This is a genomic window from Vibrio furnissii CIP 102972, from assembly GCF_000176175.1.
GTDB classification, from domain to species: domain Bacteria; phylum Pseudomonadota; class Gammaproteobacteria; order Enterobacterales; family Vibrionaceae; genus Vibrio; species Vibrio furnissii.
On record NZ_ACZP01000020.1, the window covers coordinates 231,217 to 250,231 of the forward strand.

Annotated in this window: 12 protein-coding genes, 3 tRNA genes and 4 rRNA genes; 5 read left to right on the plus strand and 14 right to left on the minus strand. The window is 49.4% G+C overall.

Features of this window, described 5'->3' with window-relative positions; translation table 11 throughout:
* Positions 1 to 62: 62 nt before the first annotated feature.
* From ilvN to VFA_RS21525, 7 genes are all read right to left on the minus strand, one after another.
* Positions 63 to 560: an acetolactate synthase small subunit gene (ilvN, locus tag VFA_RS21495; RefSeq protein WP_004729186.1), complete on the minus strand. Its 498-nt coding sequence runs from the start codon at positions 558 to 560 to the stop codon at positions 63 to 65.
* 1 nt (position 561) lies between these two features.
* Positions 562 to 2,283 carry an acetolactate synthase 3 large subunit gene (locus tag VFA_RS21500; RefSeq protein WP_004729188.1) on the minus strand — a complete coding sequence of 574 codons (1,722 nt, stop codon included), beginning with the start codon at positions 2,281 to 2,283 and terminating at the stop codon, positions 562 to 564.
* Positions 2,284 to 2,709: 426 nt separating this feature from the next.
* Positions 2,710 to 4,524: an AMP-dependent synthetase/ligase gene (locus VFA_RS21505; RefSeq protein WP_004729190.1), complete on the minus strand. Its 1,815-nt coding sequence runs from the start codon at positions 4,522 to 4,524 to the stop codon at positions 2,710 to 2,712.
* Positions 4,525 to 4,700: 176 nt separating this feature from the next.
* The gene (leuO, locus tag VFA_RS21510; protein ID WP_004729191.1) at positions 4,701 to 5,660 is read right to left on the minus strand and encodes a transcriptional regulator LeuO; all 960 of its coding nucleotides are present in this window, start codon (positions 5,658 to 5,660) and stop codon (positions 4,701 to 4,703) included.
* Positions 5,661 to 6,022: 362 nt separating this feature from the next.
* A complete protein-coding gene (locus VFA_RS21515) occupies positions 6,023 to 7,069 on the minus strand; it encodes an MJ1255/VC2487 family glycosyltransferase (RefSeq protein ID WP_004729192.1) in 1,047 nt (348 codons plus the stop codon).
* A complete protein-coding gene (locus VFA_RS21520) occupies positions 7,066 to 7,599 on the minus strand; it encodes a phosphatase PAP2 family protein (RefSeq protein ID WP_004729194.1) in 534 nt (177 codons plus the stop codon). The genes VFA_RS21515 and VFA_RS21520 overlap by 4 nt, the downstream gene beginning before the upstream one ends.
* A 102-nt stretch (positions 7,600 to 7,701) precedes the next feature.
* Positions 7,702 to 8,334, minus strand: coding sequence for a TetR/AcrR family transcriptional regulator (locus VFA_RS21525; protein ID WP_004729197.1), 633 nt, complete (start codon positions 8,332 to 8,334; stop codon positions 7,702 to 7,704).
* Between the two features lie 393 nt (positions 8,335 to 8,727).
* On the opposite strand from VFA_RS21525, the gene leuA reads away from it, so the two are divergent.
* The 5 genes from leuA (at position 8,728) to VFA_RS21550 (ending at position 14,397) form a co-directional block, all read left to right on the plus strand.
* Positions 8,728 to 10,278 carry a 2-isopropylmalate synthase gene (gene leuA / locus VFA_RS21530; RefSeq protein ID WP_004729198.1) on the plus strand — a complete coding sequence of 517 codons (1,551 nt, stop codon included), beginning with the start codon at positions 8,728 to 8,730 and terminating at the stop codon, positions 10,276 to 10,278.
* A gap of 62 nt (positions 10,279 to 10,340) precedes the next feature.
* Positions 10,341 to 11,432, plus strand: coding sequence for a 3-isopropylmalate dehydrogenase (gene leuB, locus VFA_RS21535; RefSeq protein ID WP_004729200.1), 1,092 nt, complete (start codon positions 10,341 to 10,343; stop codon positions 11,430 to 11,432).
* Positions 11,433 to 11,490: 58 nt separating this feature from the next.
* Positions 11,491 to 12,897, plus strand: a complete 1,407-nt coding sequence (gene leuC / locus VFA_RS21540) for a 3-isopropylmalate dehydratase large subunit (RefSeq protein ID WP_004729201.1) — start codon at positions 11,491 to 11,493, stop codon at positions 12,895 to 12,897.
* Between the two features lie 18 nt (positions 12,898 to 12,915).
* On the plus strand, positions 12,916 to 13,518 hold the full coding sequence (gene leuD, locus VFA_RS21545; protein WP_004729205.1) for a 3-isopropylmalate dehydratase small subunit: 603 nt from the start codon (positions 12,916 to 12,918) through the stop codon (positions 13,516 to 13,518).
* Between the two features lie 93 nt (positions 13,519 to 13,611).
* The gene (locus VFA_RS21550) at positions 13,612 to 14,397 is read left to right on the plus strand and encodes a DUF547 domain-containing protein (RefSeq protein WP_004729206.1); all 786 of its coding nucleotides are present in this window, start codon (positions 13,612 to 13,614) and stop codon (positions 14,395 to 14,397) included.
* Between the two features lie 126 nt (positions 14,398 to 14,523).
* On the opposite strand, the gene rrf (VFA_RS21555) is transcribed toward VFA_RS21550, so the two are convergent.
* The 7 genes from rrf (VFA_RS21555) to VFA_RS21585 all read right to left on the minus strand — a co-directional run.
* Positions 14,524 to 14,639 (minus strand): 5S ribosomal RNA (rrf, locus tag VFA_RS21555).
* A gap of 35 nt (positions 14,640 to 14,674) precedes the next feature.
* Positions 14,675 to 14,750, minus strand: a tRNA-Thr gene (locus VFA_RS21560).
* 63 nt (positions 14,751 to 14,813) lie between these two features.
* Positions 14,814 to 14,929 (minus strand): 5S ribosomal RNA (gene rrf, locus VFA_RS21565).
* Between the two features lie 94 nt (positions 14,930 to 15,023).
* Positions 15,024 to 17,914: ribosomal RNA gene (locus VFA_RS21570) — 23S ribosomal RNA — on the minus strand.
* Between the two features lie 291 nt (positions 17,915 to 18,205).
* A tRNA-Ala gene (locus VFA_RS21575) sits at positions 18,206 to 18,281 on the minus strand.
* A gap of 42 nt (positions 18,282 to 18,323) precedes the next feature.
* Positions 18,324 to 18,400: transfer RNA gene (locus VFA_RS21580), tRNA-Ile, on the minus strand.
* Positions 18,401 to 18,465: 65 nt separating this feature from the next.
* Positions 18,466 to 19,015, minus strand: a 16S ribosomal RNA gene (locus VFA_RS21585); the annotation flags it as partial.

Below are 19,015 nucleotides of genomic sequence, written 5' to 3' on the forward strand. Positions count from 1 at the left end.
TTGGCTAAAAGCAAAAAAACCAGCCATTCGGCTGGTTTTTTTATGTGAGTCGCGAGCATGGGTTAACCACGTAGCGCACGTTCACCGCGTGCAATACCAACCACCCCACTGCGAGCAACTTCAATCACATCGGTCACTTCCGCAATCGCATGGATAAACGCATCGAGTTTTTCACTCGCGCCTGCAATTTGCACCGTGTATTGCGAAGCCGTCACATCAACGATTTGACCGCGGAAGATATCCGCCGTGCGCTTAACTTCCGCACGCGCAAAACCGCTGGCTTTGACTTTTACCAACATCAGTTCACGCTCAATGTGGTCAAACTCCGTCACATCTTGCACTTTCAGAACATCAATCAGTTTGTGCAGCTGTTTCTGAATTTGCTCCAACTGCATGTCGCTTGACGTTGTGGTGATGTTCAAGCGTGACAAGGTTTCATCGTCTGTCGGTGACACGTTGAGGCTTTCAATGTTGTAACCGCGTTGAGAGAACAACCCCACCACACGAGACAACGCACCCGGCTGGTTTTCTAGCAGTATTGAAATAATGTGTTGTCTCATCTTAAGTACGCTCCGTTTTGCTCAACCACATTTTGTCCATCCCCTCGCCTTTGATCTGCATTGGGTAGACGTGCTCCGTTTCATCGACGTTGATATCCACAAAGACCAGGCGATCTTTCATCTCCAATGCCTGTTTCAACCCGGATTCCAATTCATCTGGTGTTGAGATGCGGATCCCCACGTGACCGTAAGCTTCTGCGATCGCTGCAAAATCAGGCACAGAACTCATGTATGAGTTGGAGTGACGCCCCTGATAAATAATATCTTGCCACTGTTTCACCATGCCAAGGAAACGGTTGTTCAGGTTGATGATTTTCACCGGAATATCGTACTGCAGCGCAGTCGACAACTCTTGAATGTTCATCTGAATACTGCCGTCACCCGTCACGACGACCACTTCTTCATCCGGCATTGCGAACTTCACGCCCATACCCGCAGGCAGACCAAAGCCCATGGTGCCAAGGCCACCAGAGTTGATCCAACGACGCGGTTGATTGAACGGATAGTACAACGCTGCAAACATTTGGTGCTGGCCCACATCAGACGCCACATACGCATCGCCATTGGTGAGCTTGTGTAAGGTTTCAATCACTTGCTGAGGTTTGATGCGCTCAGATGAGGTTTCATACGCCAAGCATTGACGTTCACGCCAACTTTGAATCTCACTCCACCAATGATCCATGGCTTGTTCATCGTTGCGCGTGTCGAGATCCGCCAGCAGTTTGAGCATGGTTTCCAGCACTTGATCTGCCGACCCCACGATCGGGAGATCCACTTTGACGTTCTTCGAGATCGACGATGGATCGATATCAATGTGCATCACTTTTGCATTTGGGCAATATTTCTCGAGGTTATTGGTCGTGCGATCGTCAAAACGCACGCCCACACCAAAGATCAGATCAGCGTTATGCATCGCCATGTTGGCTTCATACACACCGTGCATCCCCAACATGCCTAGGAAATTCTTGTGGGTGCCCGGAAACGCGCCCAACCCCATCAAGGTACTCACGACGGGCAGATTCAAGGCCTCTGCCAGTTTGAAAATTTGCTGATGCGCTTCAGAAATGATGGCGCCGCCGCCGATGTACAGCACCGGTTTTTTGGCGTCCAACAACGCTTTGAGTGCTTTTTTGATCTGACCTTTATGACCCGATGTCGTCGGGTTGTAAGAGCGCATTTTGACCGATTCTGGGTATTGGTACGGGAGTTTGATCTGCGGGTTCATCACATCTTTGGGCAAGTCGATCACGACCGGACCAGGACGGCCAGTTGATGCGATGTAAAATGCTTTTTTGATCGTTTCAGGGATATCTTCCGCTTTTTTCACCAAAAAGCTGTGTTTTACGATCGGACGTGAGACGCCGACGATATCACACTCTTGGAACGCGTCATTGCCGATCAGATTGGTCGCCACGTTACCTGAAATAACGATCATCGGAATAGAATCCATGTAGGCCGTCGCAATGCCAGTGACGGTATTGGTGGCACCAGGGCCAGAGCAGACGAGCACCACACCCGGCTTGCCGGTTGCGCGAGCGTAACCATCGGCCATGTGGGTTGCCGCTTGTTCGTGACGAACGAGGACGTGTTTGATTTTGTCGGTTTTTTCGTGGAGGGCGTCGTAGATATCAAGAACGGAACCACCGGGGTATCCAAAAATTTGCTCTACGCCTTCTTCGATCAGAGATTGAACCACCATCTCTGCGCCGGATAACATTGCCATATTTTCTCCTTACCAGAGCCGAACACAAGGTCAGTCAACGGTTCTGGTTATACATAGTTAGGGCTTATTCGTAGCCTAATTCGAAAACTCTCCGCTTTCGGCTATGTCCCGCACTTGTCATAACAAGCGCTAAGGTAACGCAACAACTGTAACGCTTTATTTTCATCAGGTCTAACGGCGAAAATGGCGCATTTTTAATAAGATATGGCAAAAAAACGGATATTAAGTATTCAATTCCAAATGTAGGAGCAGAATTAGGCGAGAGAACAATGAAGTGGATAAAAAAAAGTGGAATATTTTGTCGAGGGGCAATTGAAACCACAGAAAATCGCAGAGTGATTCAATTTTTCAGCGCTAGAAAAACAAACATCCCCGCGAGGGTCACTCTGCGAGGATGTCGTTTATCACCATGGCGGCCAAAGGCACTTAAGAGTGCTTATCTTTTGGTCGGTCTTGGTACATTTCTTCGATTTCGTGCTGATAACGGTCATGAATGACTTTTCTACGCAGTTTTTGCGTTGGTGTCAGTTCGCCATCATCCATCGAAAAGGCTTTTGGCAGTAGCTTAAAACGCTTCACTTGCTCAAACTTCGCCAAGCCATGTTGCAACTCATTCACCCGCTTTTCAAACATCTCGATGATCTGGCTGTGTTTCAGCAGTTCCAAGCGATCGTGGTATTTGATGTTCAGCTCTTTGGCGTGCTCTTCAAGCGCATCAAAACACGGCACAATCAGTGCCGAGACAAACTTACGCGTGTCGGCGATCACCGCAATCTGTTCCACAAAATGATCTTTGCCAATCGCGCCTTCAATCACCTGCGGCGCAATGTATTTGCCGCCAGATGTTTTCATCAGCTCTTTGATGCGATCGGTAATAAACAAATTCCCCTGCTCATCGATATGACCCGCATCGCCCGTTTTCAAGAATCCATGTTCATCAAACGTCTGCGCGGTTTCTTCTGGCATTTTGTAGTAGCCACGCATCACCATGGGGCCACGCACCAGAATTTCGTTGTTCTCACCAATTTTCACTTGAGCGCCCGGCATGGTCATGCCGATCGAGTCTGGGTCAAAACACTGGTCATCCCAACACGAAATCGTCGCGGTGGTTTCGGTCATACCGTAGCCTAATTTGACATTGATGCCGATGGCATGGAAAAAGCGGCCAATGGTCTCATCCAACTTCGCGCCACCGCACGGCATAAAGTTAATGCGCCCTCCCAGCAGCCCACGCAGTTTGCTGAGCACCAATTTGTCGGCCAACTGATGGCACTGTTTCAGCGCCCAAGAGGGCGTGCGTTTTTCCTGATGACAGCGCGCCATTTTAGCGCCCATGTTCACAGACCATGTAAACATCACTTTGCGGTGCAATGGCGCACGCGCCACTTTTTCGTGGATCGCCGAGAAGATTTTCTCGTAGAAGCGTGGCACTGCGCACATGACGGTAGGACGAACCTGACTCAGTGCGTCACGGACCTGACCAACATCTTGCAAATAACAGTTGGTCGCGCCTTTGTAGAGCACGTAAAACGTCCATGCACGTTCAAACACATGAGACAGCGGTAGGAAGCAGAGCGAGACATCGTCTTGGCTCAAGTTCAGACGTTGATCATGCCCTTCGAGCTGCGCGCCAACGTTGCGATAATCGAGCATCACACCTTTCGGCTTGCCCGTGGTGCCAGAGGTATAAATCAGGGTAAACAGGTCATCATCATTGGCCTGTTCCAAACGCTCATCAAGCGGTTCGCGGGATGTATTCTCGCCCAAAGCAACAAACGCCTGCCAGCTCATGGCAAAATCACAGTCGCCAAGCGCAATCGCATCGCTCATGGCCACAATCAGCTGCAGCTGATCGCATTGTTCAAACATGGTCACCGCCGCATCAAACTGCGGCTGTTCGCCAACAAACAGCACTTTGACATCCGCATCTTGCAGAATGTAAGCCGCTTGTTCAGCAGTATTGGTTGGGTAAATCGGCACGGTCACCGCTCGAATCTGCAGTGCAGCAAAATCGGCGATCGTCCATTGTGGCATGTTGTTGGAAAAAATCCCGATCTTGTCCTGAACATCCAGCCCGAATGCCAGTAACGCCATCGACATTGCATCCATCTCTTCACCGAACTGAGTCCAGCTGATGCCTTGCCATTCGTTGTCCACTTGATGTTTCAACGCGATACGACTACCGCCAAGAGCAACCTGCTCTCGAATGCGTTTAACGATATGAAAATCTAAATTGGCCATCTTCTTTACCTATAGCTTACACATGTAAGCTCTTTTGAGCGCACAAGTGTACATTCAGTGATAAAAAAGGCAACTGACAGATGTCATAGTTATGGATGAAAGTCTGGCGTGAGCGCAATAAAAAAGCCTTAGATCGGGGCACCCCAATCTAAGGCTAAATAAAGAGGCATTTAGTACTATTTGAATGCAACCACTTCGCCGCAGATCATCATCAATTGATCGCGCAGCCAGATGTGGCCTTTGTCTTTTTCGCTCGATTCATGCCAGCTCAGGTAACCGCTGATGTTGCCGTTATCGAATGGGAATTCGAGCACTTGCAGCTGATCTTTGTTGGCAGCGTTTTCAACCATCCAACGAGGTGCAATGGTCACCAACTCAGACTGACCAACCACGTACAGCACGTTGCTTAGGCTCGTGCCTTCGTAGCTTGGTTGGCAATCAAGGTCACGATACGCTTGCTCAGAGAAGCTGCGTTGACCATGAATTTTTGACAATTTTGCATGTTGCTCATTCGCCAGAGCTTCTGGGCTCACGGCACCTTGAATGCGTGGGTGCGATTTCGCCGCCACTACCACCAATTCGTCTTGGAAGATTTCAGTGCTTGAGAAACCTTGCTCATCAAAACGAGCGTAATCAATTACAAAATCAATTTCTTGGTAGCGCATACGCTCCGCCAGTTTACGGTCGAATTCTGCATCCAAGTGCAATTGCACGTTCGGTGCTTGTTCGTAAATGCTGGACATGATTTTAGGTGCAAAACGAATGTCACATGGGCTGCAGATCGCCAACTTGAACAAACGTGTTGACGTTTCTGGTGAGAACACCGAACTTGGCAGCTCATTGCGAATCAATTGCAGCGCTTGGCGAATCGGACCAAACAGTTGACGCGCACGCTGAGTCGGTTGAATCCCGCGACCTTGGCGCATAAACAGTTCGTCGTTAAACATCACTTTTAAACGCGCAACGGCGTTACTCACTGCTGGCTGTGACATTCCCAAGTTGTGCGCTGCACGGGTAATATTTTGCTCTTGCATTACTGCATCAAACACAGTCAGTAGGTTGAGGTCCACACCACGCAGTGTGCTCTCCATTCGATAGCTCGCAATCGCGCTCATCGGATCTTTTTTGTCTAACATTAGGCACGCCTCTTATTTTTATTCTGATATCTGTCGCCGGAGACCCAACGACATAAATGATTTCGGTTGGCGAATAGATAACCGTCGTTTGTAGTATTTATTACCCGGATACTTCCAAGGGGTACGCTACTATCAACCATTCATTTATCGAATAGCAATAAGATTGATAAAATCTCAGTTTATTTTACCAAGCACCAAAAAAATCCAATATTTTTCAATGATTTGATGTTTTATAAAAAAACATAAAAAATCACTTTTATGCTATTTTTACAAAACATTGACGAGATTAATACATAGGATTATGCGCGAAACCTAATATTCACATGCGCTATGAGAGGTGAGCAAGTTAATCGACAGCATCATTAGTTTGTCGAAACGTAACTGGGGAAGTCAACTTGTTGCCACAATGTGTTGCATAGCTCAGAATGATCATCCCAGCGTCCCTTCATCACCCATTCTGTTATCGCACTGGCAACGTTTGGATACACGACGCGTTCTGCTTGTTTTTCATCCAACCATTTGCTGACAGCCGACGCATCCAGAAAGTCCATCACAGAGGCCAACCCCAAAATATCGAGGGTAGCAACATTACTCTGCTGCTCAAATTGGCCATTGAGTGGCTTGAGCAACAACTTTTTCCCCAACGACAACGCTTCGGAAGGCAATTCAAATCCACCATTGGCAATCACGCCCGCACAGCATTGAAGATGCTGATGAAACTGCGCGTGACACAACGGGCGAAGCTCCACGTTTTCAATCAACTCCGCTTCAATGACGTGAGGGTGATAGAAAACAAAGTGTTGATTTACAAAGCGAAAAAGCATTTCACACACCTGTTCAATCTGCTCAAATGGCAAGTACACCAAAATGTAATCTTGGTTGACATTGGCCGTGTCCGCGGTGTGAACAATCGGTGGCAGAATCGGCTGATCGAAGTGATACCAATGCAATCCTAAGTGATAATCGGCGGGTGCAAAGCGCTGCATGATGAGCTTATCCAACCACGTCGCCCCTTTGAGCGGCACGGGATAACGAAAGGCATTTTGATGACTGATCCCAATGCACGGAATACCTTGTCGCTTGGCAGCCCAAGCAGACACGGGTTCAAAGTCATTCAACACGAGGTCGTAGTCAGAGAGGTCAAGCTGTTTAATTTCTTGCCATAATTGCGCAGGACTGTTGTTAAAAGCAGTTTTGACGTAATTGACTTGGCCTTGCTGGGTTGCAAACGTCAGTCCACGGCGAGTTTGGTAGTGGCCAAAGCATTCCATCGAGAAGTATTTGCTCTCGTCGCGGCCAGAAAATAGAAAATCAACCTGAACGCCTCGTTCACGAAACGCCTCACACATCACGCGGGCACGCGTAATGTGTCCATTTCCAGTGCCTTGCACGCCATACAAAATGTTCAAGCCATCGTCTCCAACCACGTCATCGCCAACGTCGCACAGCCCATTCCCAGCAGCGCGCCAATAATCACATCCGATAAAAAGTGCACCCCAAGCAGAATTCGAGCGCTGCCAATCAGCGCCGCCCACATCAACGCGACGCCATAAATATCGGGATAACATTGACCAATCAAAGTCGCCATCACAAACGCAGCCGCCGTATGGCCAGACGGTAAACTGTAGCGATCCGAAGGGGTAATGAAAGCGGTGAGCAGTGGGGATAGCTCTTGAGGTCGGCGGCGCTGAAAACTGTTTTTCAGGCCCCAATAAATCGGCAGTTCAATCGCGAATGCGAGCAATCCCGCCAGTAAAAAATATTGCCCGTGTTGGCCATCCAGCCACCAAGCCAGAACACCAAACAACGCGTAGAGATGGCCATCGCCCGTGTGCGATACCGCTTTGCTGATCCGAGCAATGGGTTGGTTAAACTTGTGTTGTAAGCAGAAAATTGAAAAGGCTAAGTCTAGCTTAGCGATAGGCTCGATGGTACGCATCCGCATCTCCTCTCCCTGTTGAGTCTCCTATCTAGGCACAAGATAAGAGGGAGAGATGACAACTCCGTGATGCTTTGTTTGTAAATGGATGACAATTGCCGTTTATTTCACCAGCAAAAAACCTTGCTCCATTAAGCGAATATTGTGCTCAATGAGCCGGTCCAAAAATTCTTCATTCAGTTCAATGCCATGCACCGCAAGTAACGCTCGAGGCGCAATAAACGGAAAAACCATCAAGCTAATATAAGAAACACGGCACAACTGAGGATCCGCATCGGGACGAATCACGCCCCGTTGAATCAGCTTTTGAAACATCATGTCTTGTACCGGCTTCGTCACATCCAAAATAACCTTTTCGATCAGTTGGCGTTGCAGTTCAGAAGGTGGCATCTGCATCACTTGCATGATCAAACGGGGGAAATGTGGCACTTTGATCATCTCGCGATAGTAAGTACGCATCAGTTCCGTCAGGTTCTTGTGATTGCTGTCTGCCAGCAGTTGCGTGATCTGCGCTTTCATCGGCGCCAACGTTTCACGCAGCATGGTTTCAAACAAGCCACCTTTGTTTCCAAAGTAGTAGCGAATCATGCCAATATCGACGCCGGCTTTCTGGGCAATCAAGCGCGTTGAGACCTTGTCGTAGTCCATCACGGTGAATAGTTCCGTGGCTTGTTGCAACAGTAGCTCACGCACATCCGTGGGTTGTTGCGGGCGCCCCGCTTTTCTTGTACTCATGCTCGACACCGCTCTATTCATCAATCGATGAATTATAGAAGTATCTGCGGGCACTGAATAGCATCAGGATAAAAAACCGCCGAATCAGTAGAAAATACTAATTTTTACCGCGTTAAAACCAAAAGCTCTTGAGCATGAATAAAAAATCAACTTTAGGGTTGACGTGAATCAGCGAGTGCGGTACTAATTTGTTAACTTAAATTTGTGGATTGTTACTAATGACAACACGTTTTTCACTGCTCCTTAGCCTCCTCCTTATCGTGAATCCATCGCGCGGGTAGGTAGTGGCAGAAAAACACCACAACAGAATCACAAAAACCCGCACTTGATGCGGGTTTTTTTATAACTAAATCCAGGAAGTAAACGATTAACTCTCGGAATGAGGAAGCAAACATGAACGATCAGGTCATTATATTCGACACCACCTTACGCGATGGTGAACAAGCATTGTCAGCCAGCTTAACCGTCAAAGAGAAGCTGCAAATTGCTTTCGCACTCGAGCGTTTAGGCGTTGACGTGATCGAGGCAGGCTTCCCTGTATCATCACCGGGCGATTTTGAATCCGTACAAACCATTGCCAAACACATTAAAAACAGCCGTATCTGTGCCCTTTCGCGAGCCGTTGCCAAAGACATTGATGCCGCAGCTGAAGCGTTAAAAGTCGCAGAAGCATTCCGCATTCACACCTTCCTTGCTACCTCTACCATTCACGTTCAAGACAAATTGCGCCGTACCTACGACGATGTCGTCGAGATGGCGGTGAAGGCGGTGAAACACGCTCGCCAATACACCGACGATGTGGAATTCTCCTGTGAAGATGCAGGGCGCACCCCCATCGACAATCTGTGCCGCATGGTCGAAGCTGCCATTGATGCAGGTGCCAGCACCATCAACATTCCTGATACCGTGGGTTACACCCTGCCAAGCGAATTCGGTGTCATCATTGAACAGCTGTTTAATCGCGTCCCCAACATCGATAAAGCCGTGATTTCCGTGCACTGCCACGATGACTTAGGCTTGTCTGTTGCCAACTCCATTGCCGCAGTACAAGCCGGTGCTCGTCAGATTGAAGGCACCATCAACGGTATCGGTGAACGTGCCGGAAACTGTGCGCTAGAAGAGATTGCGATGATCATAAAAACGCGCCAGGATTTGCTGGGCGTGACCACGAACTTCAAACACGATGAAATCAGCCGCACCAGTAAATTGGTGAGCCAACTGTGCAACATGCCGATTCAAAGCAACAAAGCCATTGTCGGCGCAAATGCCTTCAGCCATTCATCGGGCATTCACCAAGATGGCATGTTGAAGAACAAGAACACCTACGAAATCATGACCCCTGAATCGATTGGCCTGAAAAACCAAGCACTGAACCTCACCAGTCGCAGCGGCCGTGCTGCCGTGAAGAGCCACATGGATTCACTGGGTTACAACGACAACGAATACAACTTGGATGCGTTGTATGAAGACTTCCTAAAATTGGCCGACCGGAAAGGCCAGGTGTTTGATTACGACTTGGAAGCGTTGATGCACTTCTCCAACCTCCGTGAAGAAGATGATTTCTTTAAATTGAACTATCTGAGCGTGCAATCTGGTAGTGTAATGGCGACCACATCAATCAAACTGCAATGCGGCGATGAAGAGAAATGTGAAGCGGCTGTTGGGAACGGGCCGGTCGATGCGCTCTATCAATGTATTTACCGCGTCACCGGTTACGAGATCGTTTTGGATAAATTCGATCTGACAGCAAAAGGTGAAGGGGAAGATGGCTTGGGCCAAGCCGACATCATCGCGAATTACAAAGGCCGTAAATATCACGGTACAGGCGTCTCAACCGACATCGTTGAGGCCTCGGGTCAAGCGTTGCTGCATGTGATCAACAGCATTCATCGCGCCGACCAAATCGCCGAAATCAAACAGAAAAAGAAAGTCGCATCGGCGTAATCTCGCCGCGACAACAGACACAACATGAAACGAACAAACTATTTTATAAGTGAAGGAATCGCATGACAGACAAGACTTACAAGATCGCCGTACTTCCCGGTGACGGCATCGGCCCTGAAGTAATGCAGCAAGCACACAAAGTGCTGGATGCTATCGAACAGAAGTTTCAGTTAGCGTTTGTGCGTGAAGAACATGATATCGGTGGTATTGCGATTGATAACCACGGTTGTCCACTGCCCGACAGTACACTGCATGCGTGTGAAGAAGCCGATGCCGTGCTCTTTGGTTCAGTTGGCGGACCAAAGTGGGAACATCTGCCCCCGAACGATCAACCGGAACGCGGCGCACTATTGCCACTGCGCAAACACTTCCAACTGTTCTGCAACTTACGTCCAGCGCAAATTCACAAAGGGCTAGAAGCATTCTCGCCGCTGCGTGCTGACATCTCTGACCGCGGCTTTGATATTGTTGTAGTTCGTGAGTTAACCGGCGGCATCTACTTCGGCCAACCCAAAGGCCGTGAAGGTGAAGGCGCCAATGAAAAAGCATTCGACACCGAGGTGTACCACCGCTTTGAAATCGAACGCATCGCTAAAATAGCGTTTGAATCTGCTCGTCTGCGCCGCAAGAAAGTCTGCTCGATTGACAAAGCCAACGTGCTGCAAAGCTCTATTCTGTGGCGTGAAGTGGTTAGCGAAATTGCCAAAGACTACCCGGATGTCGAGCTATCACACATGTACATCGATAACGCGACCATGCAGTTGATTAAAGATCCATCCCAATTTGATGTGATGCTGTGTTCCAACATCTTCGGTGACATTATTTCTGATGAATGCGCGATGATCACAGGTTCCATGGGTATGCTGCCTTCCGCAAGCATGAACGAAAGCAAATTCGGCCTGTATGAACCTGCAGGCGGTAGCGCGCCAGATATCGCAGGTAAGAACATCGCCAACCCGGTTGCCCAGATCCTGTCAGCCGCGCTGATGCTACGATACAGCCTCGGAGAAGAAGACGCCGCGCAAGCGATTGAAACCGCAGTCAGCAAAGCACTGTCTGCTGGTCAGTTGACTGGCGATTTGGCAGGAAACAAACCAGCGCTATCGACCAGCGAGATGGGCGATGTGATCGCCGCCTATATTCAAAACGCATAATTCGCAGAGCCGGCGATGCTCCGGCTCCATCTAGCTCTTTGAGCTCAAGGAAGAAGCAATGTCACAAGCAAAAACCTTATACGAAAAAATTTACGATGCGCACGTTGTCGTGGCGGCGCAGGGCGAAAACCCAATTTTGTACATCGATCGTCACTTAGTGCATGAAGTGACTTCACCGCAAGCCTTCGATGGTTTGCGTGAAAAAGGACGCCAAGTGCGTCAGGTCGGCAAAACATTCGCCACCATGGACCACAACGTATCCACCACCACCAAAGACATCAACGCGTCTGGCGAGATGGCACGTATCCAGATGGAAACGCTGTCGAAAAACTGTGAAGAGTTCGGTGTGACCTTGTACGACATCAACCACAAGTATCAAGGCATCGTTCATGTCATGGGGCCAGAACTGGGCATTACGCTACCAGCAATGACCATCGTGTGTGGTGACTCTCACACCGCAACTCACGGCGCGTTTGGTTCCCTAGCATTTGGTATCGGAACCTCCGAAGTGGAACACGTCCTGGCAACCCAAACGTTGAAGCAAGCGCGTGCCAAAACCATGAAAATTGATGTTCAGGGAAAAGTAGCGCCGGGCATTACAGCGAAAGACATCGTACTGGCAATCATTGGTAAAACCACCGCAGCAGGCGGCACAGGGTACGTGGTTGAGTTCTGCGGCGAAGCGATTCGCGATCTGTCGATGGAAGGTCGTATGACCGTATGTAACATGGCGATTGAACTGGGCGCCAAAGCGGGCTTAATTGCCCCAGATGAGACCACGTTCAACTACATTCAAGGCCGTAAGTTCGCCCCAACTGGCGCGGATTGGGATGCAGCCGTGGCCTATTGGAAAACATTTAAAACGGACGAAGACGCACAATTTGATGCCGTGGTGACACTCAATGCCGCCGACATCAAACCACAAGTCACCTGGGGGACAAACCCAGGCCAAGTGATCGCGGTCGACCAACCAATTCCGACACCTGCATCATTCCACGATCCGGTTGAGCGCGCTTCAGCTGAAAAAGCATTGGCTTACATGGGCTTGGAAGCGGGCAAAATGCTGGCCGATTACAAGATTGATAAAGTCTTTGTCGGCTCGTGCACCAACTCACGCATTGAAGACATGCGCGCCGCCGCTGCTGTAGCGAAAGGCAAAAAAGTGGCTGGCCACGTTCAAGCGTTGATCGTACCAGGGTCAGAGCAAGTCAAAGCGCAGGCGGAAGCGGAAGGATTAGATAAGATCTTTATCGAAGCAGGCTTTGAATGGCGTTTGCCGGGGTGCTCGATGTGCCTAGCGATGAACAACGACCGCTTGGGGCCTGGGGAACGTTGCGCTTCGACTTCCAACCGGAACTTCGAAGGCCGTCAAGGTCGTGATGGACGTACGCATTTGGTCAGCCCAGCGATGGCCGCCGCCGCCGCGATTGCAGGTCACTTCGTCGATATTCGTGAAATTAACTAAGGACAGAGGACATATTCAATGGCAGGTTTTCAACAACATACAGGCTTAGTGGTTCCTCTGGACGCAGCAAACGTCGACACGGATGCCATCATTCCAAAGCAATTTCTACAGAAGGTAAACCGTATCGGTTTTGGTCAGCATCTGTTTCACGACTGGCGCTTCCTCGACGATGCTGGCAAACAGCCAAATCCGCAATTCGTCATGAATCAACCACGTTACCAAGGCGCGAGTATTTTACTGGCGCGAGAAAACTTTGGTTGTGGTTCATCGCGTGAGCATGCACCTTGGGCACTGGCTGATTATGGTATTCGCGTCATGATCGCACCCAGCTTTGCGGATATCTTCTACGGCAACTCCATCAATAACCAGATGGTGCCGGTGCGCCTCACCGAACAGGAAGTGGATGAGCTATTTACTTATGTTCACGCCAACGAAGGCGCAGAAATCACCGTAGATCTGGAATCGATGACCGTGTCTGCTAATGGTCAAACGTATTCATTTGAGATTGATGAGTTTCGTCGCCACTGCTTGCTCAATGGTTTGGACAACATTGGTCTAACTCTGCAACATGAGAGCAAAATTGCCGATTATGAAGCGAAGATTCCAAGCTTTCTGAAATAACCATATGGGCTGCTTTGCAGCCCTTTTTTATCCCTGAAAGAAAGTTCAACAGCATCGGGTCTTATCAGCACGATACTAAACTGGTCCCATGTTATGAAACCTTTTATCACCATTTTACTGTCCACACTCTCCACAACCAGTTGGGCGGCGCCTAACGCAGAGCTGTGGCCATTCTGGAACCGTAGCGCCACGACACAATCGCTGACGGTTTCGCACCAAGCCTGGCAGCAATTACTTGACCGTTACCTCATGACGCAAGGTGAAAACACCTTATTTGACTATGCAGCCGTCACGCATGCCGATCAACAATCATTGAGCCGTTACATCCAAGGCCTCAGCACGCTTGATCCTCGCCAGCTCACCAAATCTCAGCAATACGCCTATTGGGTCAACCTATATAACGCGCTCACCGTGCAATTAATCCTAGAAAATTACCCCATCTCTTCGATCAAAAAGCTGGGCGGATGGCTGAGTTTTGGGCCTTGGGATCAAGAGCTGCTCACCATTCAAGGTCAGAACATCTCCTTGAATGACATTGAGCATCGTATTTTGCGCCCTATCTGGCGCGACCCTCGCACGCACTATGCTGTGAATTGTGCCAGCTTAGGCTGCCCCAATTTGCAAAGTGAAGCGTTCACGGCTCACAACAGTGAACATCTACTGGAACGAGCAGCGCATACGTTTATTAATAGCAATAAAGGCGCACGACAAAGCGAGGATCAGTGGGTGATTTCTTCTATTTATGACTGGTTCATTGAGGACTTTGGTTCTAAACGCGCCTTAATTCAACATTTGAGCACCTACCGCCCTGAACTCAAAGATTATCACGGTGAGTTACGCTATGAATACAACTGGCAACTGAACGACAAAAAACGCTGATAATAAAAAGCCTCGAATCATCGAGGCCTTTTATTGAGGTTTGCGATTGGATAATGCTGATCGTTCGCAAAACTTATCGTCTGAAACGAGAAAGCCCCGACTTTTCAGTCAGGGCTTTGGAATTGAGCCTGGCGATGTCCTACTCTCACATGGGGAGACCCCACACTACCATCGGCGCTACTTCGTTTCACTTCTGAGTTCGGAATGGAATCAGGTGGGTCCAAAGTGCTATGGTCGCCAAACAAATTTTTTGACCGCGTATCGCGTGTCGAATAAATGGTGCTGATACCCAGAATCGAACTGGGGACCTCATCCTTACCAAGGATGCGCTCTACCGACTGAGCCATATCAGCACACGAAATCTTTTGTCCGTGGACTAAAAAAGCCCGTTTAGCAACGGGCTCTTCAAATTTAAAGCCTGGCGATGTTCTACTCTCACATGGGGAGACCCCACACTACCATCGACGCTGTTTCGTTTCACTTCTGAGTTCGGAATGGGATCAGGTGGGTCCAAAACGCTATGGTCGCCAAGCAAATTCTTAAAATTCGGAAAGCTGTTTTCTATTCTCACAACACATTCTTATGCACTTAGCTTTGAGTCCACTACAAAACCCCTTGGGTGTTGTATGGTTAAGCCTCACGGGCAATTAGTACAGGTTAGCTCAACGCCTCACAACGCTTACACACCCTGCCTATCAACGTTCTAGTCTCGAACAACCCTTTAGGATACTTAAAGTATCAGGGAAGACTCATCTCAGGGCTCGCTTCCCGCTTAGATGCTTTCAGCGGTTATCGATTCCGAACTTAGCTACCGGGCAATGCGTCTGGCGACACAACCCGAACACCAGAGGTTCGTCCACTCCGGTCCTCTCGTACTAGGAGCAGCCCCCTTCAATCTTCCAACGCCCACGGCAGATAGGGACCGAACTGTCTCACGACGTTCTAAACCCAGCTCGCGTACCACTTTAAATGGCGAACAGCCATACCCTTGGGACCGACTTCAGCCCCAGGATGTGATGAGCCGACATCGAGGTGCCAAACACCGCCGTCGATATGAACTCTTGGGCGGTATCAGCCTGTTATCCCCGGAGTACCTTTTATCCGTTGAGCGATGGCCCTTCCATTCAGAACCACCGGATCACTATGACCTGCTTTCGCACCTGCTCGAACCGTCATTCTCGCAGTTAAGCGGGCTTATGCCATTGCACTAACCTCACGATGTCCAACCGTGATTAGCCCACCTTCGTGCTCCTCCGTTACTCTTTGGGAGGAGACCGCCCCAGTCAAACTACCCACCAGGCACTGTCCTCAACCCGGATAACGGGTCTAAGTTAGAACATCAAACATACAAGGGTGGTATTTCAAGGTCGGCTCCAACGCAACTGGCGTCACGTCTTCAAAGCCTCCCACCTATCCTACACATGTAGGTTCAATGTTCAGTGCCAAGCTGTAGTAAAGGTTCACGGGGTCTTTCCGTCTAGCCGCGGGTACACTGCATCTTCACAGCGATTTCAATTTCACTGAGTCTCGGGTGGAGACAGCGTGGCCATCATTACGCCATTCGTGCAGGTCGGAACTTACCCGACAAGGAATTTCGCTACCTTAGGACCGTTATAGTTACGGCCGCCGTTTACCGGGGCTTCGATCAAGAGCTTCGACCGAAGTCTAACCCCATCAATTAACCTTCCGGCACCGGGCAGGCGTCACACCGTATACGTCATCTTACGATTTTGCACAGTGCTGTGTTTTTAATAAACAGTTGCAGCCACCTGGTATCTGCGACTCTCATCAGCTCCATCCGCAAGGGACTTCACCATCAAGAGCGTACCTTCTCCCGAAGTTACGGTACCATTTTGCCTAGTTCCTTCACCCGAGTTCTCTCAAGCGCCTTGGTATTCTCTACCCGACCACCTGTGTCGGTTTGGGGTACGATTCCTTACAATCTGAAGCTTAGAGGCTTTTCCTGGAAGCATGGCATCAATGACTTCACACCCGTAGGTGCTCGACGTCGTGTCTCAGCCTTAAAGAGAGCCGGATTTACCTAACTCTCAAGCCTACGCACTTGAACCTGGACAACCGTCGCCAGGCCCACCTAGCCTTCTCCGTCCCCCCATCGCAATTGTAAGAAGTACGGGAATATTAACCCGTTTCCCATCGACTACGCTTTTCAGCCTCGCCTTAGGGGTCGACTTACCCTGCCCCGATTAACGTTGGACAGGAACCCTCGGTCTTCCGGCGGGGAGGTTTTTCACCCCCCTTGTCGTTACTCATGTCAGCATTCGCACTTCTGATACCTCCAGCATGCTTTACAACACACCTTCAACGGCTTACAGAACGCTCCCCTACCCAATACGATAAATCGCATTGCCGCAGCTTCGGTTTACAGCTTAGCCCCGTTACATCTTCCGCGCAGGCCGACTCGACTAGTGAGCTATTACGCTTTCTTTAAATGATGGCTGCTTCTAAGCCAACATCCTAGCTGTCTGAGCCTTCCCACATCGTTTCCCACTTAGCTGTAATTTGGGACCTTAGCTGGCGGTCTGGGTTGTTTCCCTCTCCACGACGGACGTTAGCACCCGCCGTGTGTCTCCCGGATATTACTTACTGGTATTCGGAGTTTGCAAAGGGTTGGTAAGTCGGGATGACCCCCTAGCCTTAACAGTGCTCTACCCCCAGTAGTATTCGTCCGAGGCGCTACCTAAATAGCTTTCGGGGAGAACCAGCTATCTCCGAGTTTGATTGGCCTTTCACCCCTAGCCACAAGTCATCCGCTAATTTTTCAACATTAGTCGGTTCGGTCCTCCAGTTGATGTTACTCAACCTTCAACCTGCCCATGGCTAGATCACCCGGTTTCGGGTCTATATCCAGAGACTGAACGCCCAGTTAAGACTCGGTTTCCCTACGGCTCCCCTATATGGTTAACCTTGCCACTGAATATAAGTCGCTGACCCATTATACAAAAGGTACGCAGTCACCCCACAAAGGAGGCTCCTACTGCTTGTACGTACACGGTTTCAGGTTCTATTTCACTCCCCTCACAGGGGTTCTTTTCGCCTTTCCCTCACGGTACTGGTTCACTATCGGTCAGTCAGGAGTATTTAGCCTTGGAGGATGGTCCCCCCATATTCAGACAGGATAACACGTGTCCCGCCCTACTCGATTTCACTGAACATGCGCTGTCGGCTACGGGGCTATCACCCTGTTTCGCGGTCCTTTCCAGAACCTTCACCTGACGCATGTAAAGCTTAAGGGCTAATCCAATTTCGCTCGCCGCTACTATCGGAATCTCGGTTGATTTCTTCTCCTCGGGGTACTTAGATGTTTCAGTTCCCCCGGTTCGCCCTGTTAACCTATGTATTCAGTTAACAGTAACTGCTTATGCAGTTGGGTTTCCCCATTCGGAAATCTCAGACTCAAGTGGCTGTTACTGCCTAATCTGAGCTTATCGCAAGTTACTACGTCCTTCATCGCCTCTGACTGCCAAGGCATCCACCGTGTACGCTTAGTCACTTAACCATACAACCCGAAGGAGTTTCGGATTGTTGTTAAACAACCTAGGTGTCACACATTTAATTTACATGAGTGTGTGACTGATTTTGCCGGACTCAATTTTGAAGACTTACTGAATCAGTAAGCTTCGATACCAAGCACACTTGAATGTGTTTGTTGGTGTATTCCATTAGGAATACATTGAGAACTTTACAAACAACAATAAATTGTTGTTTTGTCAGCTTTCCAAATTGTTAAAGAGCAAGATTTTCTAATGAAAACCATGTTTAAGAACACTTAAGCAAATGTGCTTAAAGATGGTGGAGCTAAGCAGGATCGAACTGCTGACCTCCTGCGTGCAAGGCAGGCGCTCTCCCAGCTGAGCTATAGCCCCATCAGGTGTTGATACTGTGTGCCAATCCTCTGGGAGGAAGATTGGTGGGTCTGAGTGGACTCGAACCACCGACCTCTCGCTTATCAGGCGAACGCTCTAACCACCTGAGCTACAGACCCAGTATCGTCTCTAAAACGTATAAACCATCAATCTGTGTGAACACTCATCGCAATAATCATTCGTATAAGGAGGTGATCCAGCGCCAGGTTCCCCTAGCGCTACCTTGTTACGACTTCACCCCAGTCATGAACCACAAAGTGGCAAGCGTCCTCCCGAAGGTTAAACTACCTGCTTCTTTTGCAGCCCACTCCCATGGTGTGACGGGCGGTGTGTACAAGGCCCGGGAACGTATTCACCGTGGCATTCTGATCCACGATTACTAGCGATTCCGACTTCATGGAGTCGAGTTGCAGACTCCAATCCGGACTACGACGCACTTTTTGGGATTCGCTCACTTTCGCAAGTTGGCTGCCCTCTGTATGCGCCATTGTAGCACGTGTGTAGCCCTACTCGTAAGGGCCATGATGACTTGACGTCGTCCCCACCTTCCTCCGGTTTATCACCGGCAGTCTCCCTGGAGTTCCCGACATTACTCGCTGGCAAACAAGGATAAGGGTTGCGCTCGTTGCGGGACTTAACCCAACATTTCACAACACGAGCTGACGACAGCCATGCAGCACCTGTCTCAGAGTTCCCGAAGGCACCAAAGCATCTCTGCTAAGTTCTCTGGATGT